We start from the raw sequence: 12,263 nt of genomic DNA on the forward strand, positions 1-12,263 counted from the left end.
TGGGCCTTCAGATCGTCGGAGCATAGTCGTTGAGGTATGGAGCGCGATCCACGCGGATAGGCAGGCTTTTCATCATTCGGCAGCCTCCCTGTGGGCGGAAGCATCGACCGGAAAGCGGCAGGTCACGATGGTGCCGCGGCCTTCCTCGGAGACCAGTTCGACCGTGCCGCCATGCAGCTCCACGAAGGAGCGCACGATGGACAGGCCGAGGCCGACGCCACGATGGCCGCTCGAGCCGCCATGGGATTCGAAGCGGTCGAAGACGCGATCGATCACGGCCTGGGAAATGCCGCGGCCGCGATCCTCGACGCGGAAGACGATCTCCTGGCCCTTGCGCAGGGCCGAGAGCGTCACGGTGCCGCCTGCCTGCGAGAAACCGATGGCGTTGGAGAGCAGGTTGAACAACACTTGGCGCACGCGCTGGCCGTCGGCCTCGAAATTGCCGATGGCCTGGCTCGCCTTCATCTCCAGCCGGACACCGGTCTCGGCCAGGCGCGGCTGCACTGCCTCGGCCACGCCCTGCATGGCTTCGCGGATATCGACCTTGCCGAGGTCGAGCGTCATGGCGCCGGCATCGATGGTGGCGAGGTCGAGGATGTTGTTGATGATGGCATAGAGCGCGTCGGAGGAGGTCTTGATATAGCCGGCATATTGGCGCTGCTTCTCGTTCAGCGGCCCGGCGGCGCCATCGGCCATCAGCTGCACGAAACCAATGATGTTGGTCAGCGGCGAGCGCAATTCGTAGGAAACATGGTGGACGAAGTCGTTCTTCAGGCGGGCGGCTTCCTCCAGCGCCTCGTTCTTCTCGACCAGGGCGTTCTCGAAATTCACCGAATCGGTGACGTCGGTGAAGGTGGCCAGCGTGCCGCCATCCGGTAGCGGCACAGTGGCGACGTCGATGACCGTGCCATCGACCCGCATCATGCGCTGGTCGGTGGAATGGCGGGCATCGCCGAAGGAGGTGATCACCCCCTTGAGCGCCTGCCAGACCGCCTCGTCGCGGAACAGGACCGAGCAGCGCGACACCACGTCGTCGATATGAGGACGCTGCTCCAGCATCTCCTGCGGCAACCGCCAGATCGCGGCGAAAGCCGGATTGGACAGGCGCAGCCTGCCGTCGGACCCGAAGGCGGCGACGCCTTCCTTCAGATTTTCCAGCGTCTCGCCCTGGACGCGCGACAGCGCCTTGTAGCGGGCCTCCAGATCGATGCGCTCGGTGACGTCCTCGAACAGATAGGTGACGCCACCAGCCGGATTGGGCGTGGTAACCACGCGCGAGGTGCGGCCATCAGGCAAATGCCACCAATGCTCGGCCGGTTCGAAGGCGCGATAGGCTTCATGCAGCTTCGATTTCCAGGCCCTGAAGTCGGCCTGCTCGGGCAGGCGGCGCTGGGCGCGCAGGCGGTCGAGGATCTCGCTGTCGGTCGGCTTGCCGTCCAGGAAAGCCGCGTCGAGCTGCCAGAGCGCCGCAAAGGATGCATTGTAGAAAGTGAGGTGCTGATCGGCATCGAAGATCGCCACGGCGGTGGCGAGCTGGTCGAGGGTGCGCACATGCGCCTCGATCTGGCGGCCGATATCGGCCCGCATCGTCTCGACTTCCGAGACGTCGATCGCCATGCCGGCCGAGCCGCGGGAAGAGGGAATGTCGATCACGTCGAGCGTGCGTCTGGCACCGCCGACCACAGCAGGCACGCGCTTGAGGAAGGATTTGCCATCATGCCGCGCAGCATTGGCCTCCTCGCGCGCCGGCCGGTCGAGCAGCTCGATATCACCGCTGAGGACGTCGTTCTCGTCCTGGGCATCCACAGCCCTGGCATAGGCCTTGTTGACCCAGACCAGCTTGTCGTTGGCGTTGCGCAGCCAGAGCGGCACCGGCGCCTCGTCGAGCAGAGAACGGATCGCCTCGATCTCCTCGCTGGCGCGGCGATGCCGGTCGGCGAGACGGGCAAGTTCCAGGCGGTCGCCGGTGACGTCGCGCAGCCTGAGCACGGCACGACCGCCAATGGCGCGGCCATCCGCTTCGACATAACCGCCATGGCGCGAGCGCGCCACCATGTGGAAGCTCTCGCCGCGTCCGCGCAGCGCCGCGATGTGCTCCTCCAATGTGCGGGTATCGTGATAATCGAGCCAACCCGTACCAATCAGGCCGCGGCGGGAGGGAGAGATGGCGACGCCCGGCAGTTCACCCGATAGCAGCGGCAGGTCCTCGGTGCCGGACCAGACCGCGATCAGCTGCGGCTCGGACATCAGCAGGGCTTCGGCACGCTCGGCGCGGGCGGCCAGCACCTGCGCCTCGGCCTTGGCGACGCGGTCGCGCTTGAGCCAGGCATTGCGGGCGCGCAGATAGAATACGGCGAGGCCCGTTGCCAGGATCAGCAGGCCGGCGAACAGAGCCAGCATGGCAAGGATGCGGCGATCGGCACTGGAGAGATTGCCGAACAGGCCCGATGTCGCCGGCACGGCATCGGCGGCCAATGCGGCAGATACAGGCAGCATGGCCGTCAAGGAAATGCCAGCGGCCAAGCAGAATTTCCTGGCAAGGTCCGCGGATGGGCCTCGCCAGGAAATTCTGCTTGTGTTTGATATCTTGCAGATTCCTGCTGATCGGGTCCGTGGCCCGATCAGCAGGAATCTGCTTGGGAGTCCGCCTGGGAATCTCCACCCTTTGTGCCTGGCTTGCCGTCTGTCCTGTCGCATCTTGCTTCGACGAATCCCTTCGGTACCGGACAGGCGCCGGCGAATGACGTTCCGCTCACCCTGAAACGCAACGCGACGTTGGCAGGACCGCGACAGCCTCGCCCGTCCTTCGACGGGCGGAAACCGCCAGGCTGCTGCGACCCCGTCTGCCAAAGGCGCAGGCACCGACGCGCCCTGCCCTCGCACATTTGCGGGCCCCGCGGACCGAATGGAGATCGGCCCCGCCCACAAAGGGAACCGGCTGTCATTGCGCATGACGTCCGGCCTTGCGCGGAGGCGCGGCCTCCCGGTCTGCACGACCGTGAACCCGTCCCCCGAATCAGTTCACTTTACCCTCCCCTTGACTCCCGCCGGAAGAGGTCATTCGGCGGCTATGCAAGGAAATTTGCAGGTGAAGGCTCCCAATGAGGGAACCAGACATGACGAAGCGACCCGCCATCTTGGCACCGATTATGGTTACTACCGGCTTAACAAGCCTTGATCGCCGGCGGAAATCTCCGAGGGAACATGCAATCGGCAGCACAACAAAAACGCCGCCCCGGCAAGCGGGGCGGCGCGCAATATCACTTCACTATGATCTGATGGAAAAGAACGCCTTTCTACGCCTAGGTGATGAAACGTCCGGCGTGGCAGTTCAGTAGGCTTGGCTGTCAGGAAGCCGGTGGGCACCGTGCTGGACGGCATGGACCTTGCGGGGCTGGACGGCATTGTCGCTGGTGCCGAAGCGCTGATCACTGTCACCCGTCTGTTGGGCCGAGGCGGGCGCACCGTATAATTCAGGCCCGGTAACCAGACGGCCATGGGCATTGGCGGCCGTAGCGGCAAGAACGATACCAAACGCTGCAATCGTAGAAATCGCAAAGATCTTCATGACCATCTCCTCGAAAACTCATATGAAAAACGAGCGTGCAATGATCCAGAAGGTACGACGTAGCGTCCACACTCGCAATTCACGAGAAAGATCTGAGGCGTGAATTATTCGTGATGACGAATTTACCGATAGGAATACATCGGAAACAATTCAGCAATACTTGCGGCAATTCTGCGATCAACGCGCTGCCATACATCCGGCAATGACGGCTTCAAAAGTCGGAAGCGATGCCTTTCACTTCCCAATCACCATAACGCACGGGTTCGGGGCCATCGCGGCCATTGATCTCGCGCGGACGCTCGACCGGCTTTTCCGCCTTGCGGCGCTCGGCCGCCTCCACGAGCGCGCGCTTGGCCGCTTCGCTCAGGACCTTGCCGGGCGCAGCATTGGGAGGCGTGTCGGATTCAGGAGCAGACATGGGTCCTCCATCGCAAATATGGTATGTTCGATCAAGTACTTCTGCGAAAGCCGGCTCGATTTCGCGGGAAGCGGCGAGCAATGCCTTGCCCGCTCGCAAAGACCATGAGACTTGACCTTTGGAAGGTGAAGCTCACCATGTCGGAATGGCAAGCCCGCTCCGCAGACTCTCCCCGTAGATGGGAGCCAGATCAAAAAAACGAAGAGCCGACTTGTCACAGCGGCAGGTGAGATTATAGTCAGGAAATAAATATTATCCGCAGTGAAGTTCGCGGAGCTTGGATTGCATGCCGGCGAGCATCTCCCACCCGGCGCCATGCAAGCAAGCCCCATCGGGCCAGCGGCGGCCAAGCAGCGCGGCGACGGCTTTGAACGAGGCCGGCGGAGCGCCAATAAGTATAGAAATCCAGACGCTCAAACCAACCGCCATAACGGCAGAGGGGAAGAATATATGACAAGAGTTGCCGTGATCGGTGCCGGTCCCTCGGGCTTGGCTCAGCTCCGCGCCTTCCAATCCGCCGCCCGAAAGGGCGCCTCCATTCCCGAAATCGTCTGCTTCGAGAAGCAGTCCGATTGGGGCGGACTGTGGAACTACACCTGGCGCACGGGCCTCGACGAATATGGCGAGCCGGTGCATGGCAGCATGTACCGCTATCTCTGGTCGAACGGCCCCAAGGAATGCCTGGAATTCGCCGACTATTCCTTCGAGGAGCATTTCGGCAAGCCGATCCCATCTTACCCGCCGCGCGCGGTGCTGTGGGACTATATCAAGGGCCGCGTCGAGAAGGCGGACGTGCGTAAATGGGTGCGCTTCAACACGCCGGTGCGCATGGTGCGCTTCGACGAAGCCACCAAGAAGTTCACGGTAACCGCGCATGAACGCACCGAAGACCGCATGTATGACGAGGAGTTCGACTATGTCGTTGTCGCTTCCGGTCACTTCTCCACGCCGAACGTGCCCTATTTCGAGGGCGTGAAGAACTTCAACGGCCGCGTGCTGCATGCGCATGACTTCCGCGACGCCCTGGAATTCAAGGGCAAGGACATCCTGCTTGTCGGGCGCAGCTATTCGGCCGAGGACATCGGCTCGCAATGCTGGAAATATGGCGCGAAGTCCGTCACCACCACCTACCGTTCCAAGCCGATGGGCTTCAAATGGCCAGCCAATTTCGAGGAGCGCCCGCTGCTGCAGCGCCTGGAAAACCGCACTGCCTATTTCGCCGACGGTTCCAGCAAGGAGGTCGACGCGCTGATCCTGTGCACGGGCTATCAGCACCACTTCCCGTTCCTGCCGGATGATCTGCGCCTGAAGACGGCCAACCGGCTGTGGGCCGACCATCTCTACAAGGGCGTGATTTTCGACGGGAACCCGCAGCTCTTCTACATCGGCATGCAAGACCAGTTCTACACCTTCAACATGTTCGACGTGCAGGCCTGGTGGGCCCGCGACGTGATGATGGGCCGCATCAAGCTGCCGCCGGAAGCCGAGCTCAAGGCCAATTTCGACGCCTGGCGTGCCCGCGAGGAAACTCTCGAGAATGCCGAGCAGATGATCTGGTACCAGGGCGACTATGTGAAGGAACTGTTGGCCGAGACCGACTACCCGCAGTTCGACATCGAAGCCACCAACAAGACCTTCATGGAGTGGGAGCACCACAAGATGGAGGACATCATGGGCTTCCGCGACCATGGCTACCGCTCTCTGATGACCGGCACCATGGCGCCCAAGCACCATACAAGCTGGGTGGAGGCGCTCGACGACAGCATGGAAACCTATCTGCGCACGGAGCCGGAGGCAGCCACCAAGGTGGCGTAAGGCAGCCGCGATCGGAATTCAGGACGCCGGCCCCGACTCACGCGGGGCCGGTGTTTGCGTTTCCTGGGACCGCCAGGGGATCAACGCTCCTCCCGCCCGATCTTTTCAGCCAGGAAATCCACGAAAGCGCGGATGCGGGCGGCCAGGTGGTCATGGCCGACGAAGACGGCATGAATCAGCTCGACGTCGAGGGCGTTGTAGTCCTCCAGCACCGGCACCAACAGCCCGGCATCGATATCCGGCTGAACGTGGAAACGGCCGAGGCGTACCAGCCCGAGGCCGTCCATGCAGAGCTTGCGCATGGTCGGCCCATTATTGGCCATGAGATTGCCGGCGACCTGCACACGCCGCACCATAACCGAGCCGGGGTCGCGGAACGGCCAGCTGTCGAGGCCGCGCCGGAAGTTGAACAGCAGGCAATTGTGCCCCTCGAGGTCCTCGGGCCTGTCGGGCATGCCATGACGGGCGAGATAGCCGGGCGAAGCAGTGATCACCCGCCGGCTTTCCAGGATCTTGCGCGCCTTCAGCCCCGAATCGCGAAGCGGCCCCGAACGGATCGCGATGTCGGCCCTTTCCTCGACGAGGTCGATGACCTCGTCCGTGAGGGAGAGGTCAAGCTCGACCTTGGGATAGCGCGCCAGGAAATCGGGCAGTACCGGCACCACGCAGCGCGCCCCGAATCCCACCGACGCACTGACACGCAGCCGCCCTGATGGCACGACCTCGCCACCGCTCGAAATCATCCGCTCCGTCTCTGCGATGTCGGCAAGGATGGCCTGGGCGCGCGCGAGATAGGTCTCCCCCTCGGGCGTGAGCTGCAGGGTCCGCGTGGTCCGCACCAGCAGGCGGGCGCCGAGCCTGTCCTCGATCCTGGTAACGAGCTTGCTCACCGCCGAGGGGGACAGATGCAGCTTGCGCCCGGCGGCCGAGAAACTGTGCAACTCGGCCGCGGTGACGAACACCTCCATTTCGCCGGCCCGATTGTCCATGGCAGCCTCTTGTGAATTCAATTCAAAGCTATTCACCCATTATGCCGGATTATCGTGGCAATGCGTAGCGATCATATTGGTCCCAACACTCATTCACCCTTATCGGGACCATTCTCATGCCCCTCGCCCTCCTTGCCCTCACGATCGCGGCCTATGCGATCGGCACCACGGAGTTCGTAATCGTCGGCCTGCTGCCGACGGTCGCCGCAGATCTCGGTATCACCCTGCCGCTCGCCGGCCTGATCGTCAGCGTCTACGCCCTCGGCGTCACCTTCGGCGCACCCATCCTCACCGCCCTTACCGGACGTCTTGGCCGCAAAGGCCTGCTGCTCGGCCTGATGGCGCTGTTCGTCGTCGGCAACAGCGCGGCCGCGCTCAGCCCCAGCTATGAATTGCTGCTGGTCGCCCGCGTACTCTCTGCCTTCGCCCATGGCGTGTTCTTCTCGGTGGGTGCCACCATCGCAGCCGATCTTGTCGCGCCCGATCGTCGTGCCTCGGCCATTGCCATGATGTTCATGGGGCTGACGGTGGCGATTGTTACCGGCGTGCCGCTTGGCACCTTCATCGGCCAGAGCTTCGGCTGGCGCGCCACCTTCTGGGGCGTCGCGGGCCTCGGCCTGATCGCCTTCATTGCTATCGCCGTGCTGCTGCCCGCCACGCTGCGCAAGGCGCCGCCGGCCAGGCTGATCGATCAGGTCCGGGTTCTCGGCAGCGGCCGCCTGCTGCTCGTCTTCGCCATGACGGCGCTCGGCTATGGCGGCACCTTCGTCGCCTTCACCTATCTTGCCTCGATCCTGGAGAAGATCACCGGCTTTGCCGCCGGCAGCGTCAGCCTGATCCTGGTGCTCTATGGCGCGGCGATCGCCGTGGGCAATCTCGTCGGCGGCCGCATCGCTGACCGCAATCCCGCCAAGGCCTTGATCGTCCTGTTCGCCCTGCAGGCTGCCGTGCTGGCCGCCTTCGCCTTCACCGCGGCCTCGCCCATGCTGACCCTGGTGACGCTGGCAGCTCTCGGCTTCTTGTCCTTCGCCAATGTGCCGGGCTTGCAGCTTTATGTGGTGCAGCTTGCCAAGGCCCATCGCCCGGCCGCCGTCGACGTCGCCTCTGCCCTCAATATCGCCGCCTTCAATCTCGGCATCGCACTGGGTGCCTGGATCGGTGGCCTGGTGGTGGCTTCACCGCTCGGCTTGGGTATGACGCCCCTGATCGGTGCTGTCTTGGTCGCCGCCGCCCTCGTGCTGACGCTGTGGAGTGCCGCGCTCGACCGCCATCCCGAGGCCATCGGCCAGTCGGCCTGATCTAGTTCCGTTTCTCGAAAGGACATCATCATGGACTATCGTCGTCTCGGCGCATCCGGCCTGAAGGTGCCGGTCCTCAGTTTCGGCGCCGGCACTTTCGGCGGCAGCGGCCCGCTATTCGGCGCCTGGGGTACCACGGATGAGAAGGAGGCGCGCCGCCTTCTCGACATCTGCCTGGAAGCCGGCGTGACCCTGTTCGACACCGCCGACGTCTATTCCAATGGGGCATCCGAGGAGGTTCTCGGCGCCGCCATCAAGGGCCGGCGCAGCGAAGTGCTGATCTCGACCAAGACCGCCTTGCCGATGGGTGACGGACCCGGCGATTACGGCACCTCGCGCGAGCGTCTCATCCGCTCCGTCGAGGCTGCGCTCCGCCGCCTCGGCACCGACCATATCGACCTCCTGCAGCTGCATGCCTTCGATGCGGGCACGCCGATCGAGGAGGTGCTCTCGACGCTGGACGGCCTCGTCCAGGCAGGCAAGGTCCGTTATCTCGGCGTCTCCAACTTCTCGGGCTGGCAGATCATGAAGTCGCTCGCCATCGCCGACCGGCATGGCTGGACACGCTATGTCGCAAACCAGGCCTATTACTCCCTGATCGGCCGCGACTATGAATGGGAACTGATGCCTCTCGGCCTCGACCAGGGCGTCGGCGCCCTGGTCTGGAGCCCGCTCGGCTGGGGTCGCCTCACCGGCAAGCTCCAGCGCGGCCAGGCGCTGCCGGCCGGCAGCCGTCTGCACCAGACCGCCGATTTCGGCCCGCCGGTCGAGGACGAACGCCTCTACCGCGTCATCGACGCCCTGAACGAGGTCGCCGCAGAAACCGGCAAGAGCGTGCCGCAGATCGCCATCAACTGGCTGACGAGCCGCCCCACCGTCTCCTCGGTGATCATCGGCGCCCGCAATGAGGAACAGCTCAGGCAGAATCTCGGCGCCATCGGCTGGAGCCTGACGCCGGAACAGCGCCAAAAGCTCGACGCGGCCAGCAGCGTGGAAGCGGCCTATCCCTACTTCCCCTATCGCCGCCAGGAAGGCTTTGCCCGCCTGAACCCGCCGGCAGTGTGAGGGGGGGGGTCAGAGAGCCTCAGGCCATTCCTGCGACGTGTGTAAAATCGTGAGTATTTCGATATCGGCGTCCGCAACACGATAGGCAACGATATAGGGAATATCGCCCAGAACGAGTTCACGCGTACCGCCGATCCGTCCCGCTCGACCCAGGGCCGGATTGGCTTTCAAATGCTCGGCTGCCGACACAATTCGCGCAACGACTCGCTTGGCCGCTGCTGAGTTATCACGAGCAATATGATCGCCTATGGAGTCGAGACGACCAAGCGCCCGCCTGGTCCAACGCAGGACTGCCACGCCCGTCAGGACCGCAGATATTTGGCCAGAACGGTTTCGACCTCGGCGTCCGTGGCGAAGTCTCCCCGATTGGCATCGGCAAGGCCCGCTTCGATCTCCGCAAGCTGCCAAGACTCTCGGGCGACAAAGTCTTCAATCGCCCGAGCAGCGACGTAAGATCGCGAGCGATCAAGCTTGGCGGCCAGGCGGTCGAGCCTGTCCGTCGTTTCGTCTGCGAGTCGAACTGTAAAAGCACTCATGCCGCACCTATGTGGTTCTTTTTGAATATAATCGAACCACATAGGTTCACAAGATGTGCCCTCACCCCTTCACCCGCTCCATCTTCGGATCGTAGAGCGGTTCGAGGAACACCTGCGCCTTCACCCGTTCGGTGGCGACTTCGAGCTCGTAGCTGCCGGAAAGCACATAGTCGGCATCGACGCCGGCGGGATCGCGCACATAGCCGTAGCCGATATTCTTGCCCACCGTGTAGCCGAAGCCGGCCGAGGCCAGCCAGCCGCAGCGCTTGCCATTGCGATAGATGGTTTCGCGGCCGAGCAGGATGACCTCGGGATCGGCGACGGTGAAGCCCGCGAGCAGGCGCGGCAGTGGCTTGGTGGCCTGGTCGAGCAGCGCCTCGCGGCCGAGGAAGGGGATGTCCTTCTTCAGCTTCGCCGCCCAGCCGAGCCCAGCCATCAAAGGCGAATGGTCCGGCCCGATTTCGCCGCCCCAGGCCCGGTAGCCCTTTTCCAGGCGCAGCGATTCGATGGCGCGATAGCCGGCATTGACCAGGCCGAGCGGAGCACCCGCTGCCATCAGCGCGTCATAGACCGTCAGCGCAAACTCCATCGGCACATGCAGTTCCCAGCCGAGCTCGCCGACATAGGTCACGCGCAGCGCCAGGACGCGTGCCCCGGCAATGTGCAACGGCCTGGCACTGCCGAAGGGCGCCGCGGCATTTGAGAGATCCTCAGCCGTAAGCCCGCCGAGAATCTCGCGCGCCTTGGGGCCCATCAGCACCAGCACGGCAAATTGCGAAGTGACGTCCTCGACCTGGACATCGAGCCCATCGGGGACGTTGCGCCGGATCCAGTCGAAGTCATGGCTGGCAAAGCCGGTGCCGGTGACGAGGTAGTAGCTGCCATCCCCGAGCCTGGCCACGGTGAGGTCGGTCTCGATGCCGCCCTTGCGATTGAGCATCTGGGTGTAGCTGAGGCTGCCCGGCTTCTTGACCACGTCGTTGGCGCAGAGCCAGGACAGCGCCTTGTCGGCATCGCGCCCCTTCACGGTGAACTTGGCAAAGGAGGTCTGATCGAACACCACGGCCGCCTCGCGGCAGGCCTTATGCTCGCGGCCGACGGCAGCGAACCAGTTCTGGCGGTCATAGCTATAGACGTCCCTGGCGTCCTCGCCAGCGGCAGCGAACCAATTGGGCCTCTCCCAGCCGAGCTTCTCGCCGAACACGGCGCCCTGCGCCCTCAGCCGGTCATAGAGCGGCGAGCGGCGCAAGGGACGGCCGGACTGGTACTCCTCGAAGGGCCAGGCCATGGTGTAGTGCTTGGCATAGGCCTCCATGGTCCGCTGGCGCACCCAGCCGGTATCGAGCGTGTTCTTGCCGAAGCGGCGGATGTCGACGGCCCACAGATCATAGGGAGGCTCGCCCTTGGCCACCCATTCGGCCAGGGCCATGCCGGCGCCACCGCCCGAGGCGATGCCGAAGGCGTTGAAGCCGCAGCCGACATAGATACCTCGGGTTTCCGGCGCCGCGCCGAGGATGAAATTGCCGTCCGGCGTGAAGCTTTCGGGCCCGTTGATGAACTGCTTGATGCCGGCATTTTCCATGGCGGGCACACGACCGATGGCAAGCTCCATCAGTGGTTCGAAATGGTCGAGATCGTTCTCCAGGAGTTGGAACTCGAATGGCGAGGTGGCCGAGGTATTGGCCCAGGGCTTGGGATTGGGCTCATAGCCGCCCATCACCAGGCCGCCGACCTCCTCCTTCCAATAGGTGAGGCGATCGGGATCGCGCAAGGTCGGCAGGTTGGAGGTGATGCCCTCGATCCGCTCGGTGATCAGATATTGATGCTGCATCGACACCAAGGGGATGTTGACCCCAGCCATGCGGCCGATCTCGCGCGACCACTGGCCGGCGCAAACAACGATCTTTTCGGCCTGAATGCGGCCTCGATCGGTAAGCACGGCCTTGGCGACGCCGCCCTCGACCTCGATGCCGGTGATGGTCACGCCCTCGCGGAAGCTGACGCCGCCCATGCGCGCGCCCCTGGCGAGCGACTGGGTGATGTCGGACGGCGAGGCCTGACCGTCGGTCGGCAGGAAGGCGGCGCCGACCACGTCGTTCACCTGCATCAACGGCCACAGGTCCTGAGCCTCCTTCGGGCTGAGCAACTGGATTTCCAGGCCGAAGGAGGTCGCCGTGGTGGCCTGGCGCTTCACCTCGGTCCAGCGTTCCTGGTTGCAGGCGAGCCTAAGGCCGCCATTGCGCTTCCAGCCGGTGGCGAGGCCCGTTTCCTGCTCCAGCCGGTCATAAAGGGCGACGGAATAGCCGAGGAGCTGGGTGATGTTGGCATTGGTCCTGAGCTGGCCCACCAGGCCGGCGGCATGCCAGGTCGAACCCGAGGTGAGCTTGCCGCGCTCGAGCACCAGCACGTCCGTGAGCCCCATCTTGGCGAGGTGATAGGCGGTGGAACAGCCGATGATGCCGCCACCGATGATGACGATCTTGGCGGAAGTGGGCAGGTCGGACATGGAGATCTCCTGGGAGCGCGGGCGTCCTCGCCCGCTCTTGGAAACACGACGCATGGAGGAAACAGCGG

General features: G+C 63.9%; 10 protein-coding genes. 3 read left to right on the forward strand and 7 right to left on the reverse strand.

Annotated elements, in window-relative coordinates:
• Nucleotides 1-72 precede the first annotated feature (72 nt).
• From ACN6KF_RS21455 to ACN6KF_RS21465, 3 genes are all read right to left on the reverse strand, one after another.
• Complete coding sequence (locus ACN6KF_RS21455) at nt 73-2,523, reverse strand: PAS domain-containing sensor histidine kinase (RefSeq protein WP_434958797.1); 2,451 nt, start codon at nt 2,521-2,523, stop codon at nt 73-75.
• Between the two features lie 808 nt (nt 2,524-3,331).
• Nucleotides 3,332-3,568 carry a hypothetical protein gene (locus ACN6KF_RS21460; RefSeq protein ID WP_434958798.1) on the reverse strand — a complete coding sequence of 79 codons (237 nt, stop codon included), beginning with the start codon at nt 3,566-3,568 and terminating at the stop codon, nt 3,332-3,334.
• 211 nt (nt 3,569-3,779) lie between these two features.
• On the reverse strand, nt 3,780-3,986 hold the full coding sequence (locus ACN6KF_RS21465; RefSeq protein ID WP_434958799.1) for a DUF1674 domain-containing protein: 207 nt from the start codon (nt 3,984-3,986) through the stop codon (nt 3,780-3,782).
• 450 nt (nt 3,987-4,436) lie between these two features.
• On the opposite strand from ACN6KF_RS21465, the gene ACN6KF_RS21470 reads away from it, so the two are divergent.
• Entirely contained in the window at nt 4,437-5,801 is a 1,365-nt protein-coding gene (locus ACN6KF_RS21470; RefSeq protein WP_434958800.1) for an NAD(P)-binding domain-containing protein, read from the forward strand.
• A gap of 80 nt (nt 5,802-5,881) precedes the next feature.
• On the opposite strand, the gene ACN6KF_RS21475 is transcribed toward ACN6KF_RS21470, so the two are convergent.
• Complete coding sequence (locus ACN6KF_RS21475) at nt 5,882-6,790, reverse strand: LysR family transcriptional regulator (RefSeq protein ID WP_434958801.1); 909 nt, start codon at nt 6,788-6,790, stop codon at nt 5,882-5,884.
• A 116-nt stretch (nt 6,791-6,906) separates the two neighbouring features.
• On the opposite strand from ACN6KF_RS21475, the gene ACN6KF_RS21480 reads away from it, so the two are divergent.
• Nucleotides 6,907-8,088, forward strand: coding sequence for an MFS transporter (locus ACN6KF_RS21480; RefSeq protein WP_434958802.1), 1,182 nt, complete (start codon nt 6,907-6,909; stop codon nt 8,086-8,088).
• Between the two features lie 30 nt (nt 8,089-8,118).
• A complete protein-coding gene (locus tag ACN6KF_RS21485; protein ID WP_434958803.1) occupies nt 8,119-9,153 on the forward strand; it encodes an aldo/keto reductase in 1,035 nt (344 codons plus the stop codon).
• A gap of 9 nt (nt 9,154-9,162) precedes the next feature.
• On the opposite strand, the gene ACN6KF_RS21490 is transcribed toward ACN6KF_RS21485, so the two are convergent.
• From ACN6KF_RS21490 to ACN6KF_RS21500, 3 genes are all read right to left on the reverse strand, one after another.
• Nucleotides 9,163-9,450 (reverse strand): type II toxin-antitoxin system RelE/ParE family toxin, encoded by a 288-nt coding sequence (locus tag ACN6KF_RS21490; protein WP_434958804.1) that lies wholly within the window; start codon nt 9,448-9,450, stop codon nt 9,163-9,165.
• Nucleotides 9,451-9,455: 5 nt separating this feature from the next.
• Entirely contained in the window at nt 9,456-9,689 is a 234-nt protein-coding gene (locus tag ACN6KF_RS21495; protein WP_434959733.1) for a CopG family ribbon-helix-helix protein, read from the reverse strand.
• A 61-nt stretch (nt 9,690-9,750) separates the two neighbouring features.
• Nucleotides 9,751-12,195, reverse strand: coding sequence for a GcvT family protein (locus tag ACN6KF_RS21500; protein WP_434958805.1), 2,445 nt, complete (start codon nt 12,193-12,195; stop codon nt 9,751-9,753).
• Between the last annotated feature and the right edge of the window lie 68 nt (nt 12,196-12,263).

The organism is Labrys methylaminiphilus subsp. lupini (assembly GCF_051161885.1).
GTDB lineage: Bacteria > Pseudomonadota > Alphaproteobacteria > Rhizobiales > Labraceae > Labrys.

Excerpts from the sequence above, each read along its gene's own strand:
- ACN6KF_RS21460 (WP_434958798.1), bottom strand. The coding sequence starts at position 3,568 with ATGAAGATCTTTGCGATTTCTACGATTGCAGCGTTTGGTATCGTTCTT.
- ACN6KF_RS21465 (WP_434958799.1), bottom strand. The coding sequence starts at position 3,986 with ATGTCTGCTCCTGAATCCGACACGCCTCCCAATGCTGCGCCCGGCAAG.
- ACN6KF_RS21470 (WP_434958800.1), top strand. The coding sequence starts at position 4,437 with ATGACAAGAGTTGCCGTGATCGGTGCCGGTCCCTCGGGCTTGGCTCAG.
- ACN6KF_RS21475 (WP_434958801.1), bottom strand. The coding sequence starts at position 6,790 with ATGGACAATCGGGCCGGCGAAATGGAGGTGTTCGTCACCGCGGCCGAG.
- ACN6KF_RS21480 (WP_434958802.1), top strand. The coding sequence starts at position 6,907 with ATGCCCCTCGCCCTCCTTGCCCTCACGATCGCGGCCTATGCGATCGGC.
- ACN6KF_RS21485 (WP_434958803.1), top strand. The coding sequence starts at position 8,119 with ATGGACTATCGTCGTCTCGGCGCATCCGGCCTGAAGGTGCCGGTCCTC.
- ACN6KF_RS21495 (WP_434959733.1), bottom strand. The coding sequence starts at position 9,689 with ATGAGTGCTTTTACAGTTCGACTCGCAGACGAAACGACGGACAGGCTC.
- ACN6KF_RS21500 (WP_434958805.1), bottom strand. The coding sequence starts at position 12,195 with ATGTCCGACCTGCCCACTTCCGCCAAGATCGTCATCATCGGTGGCGGC.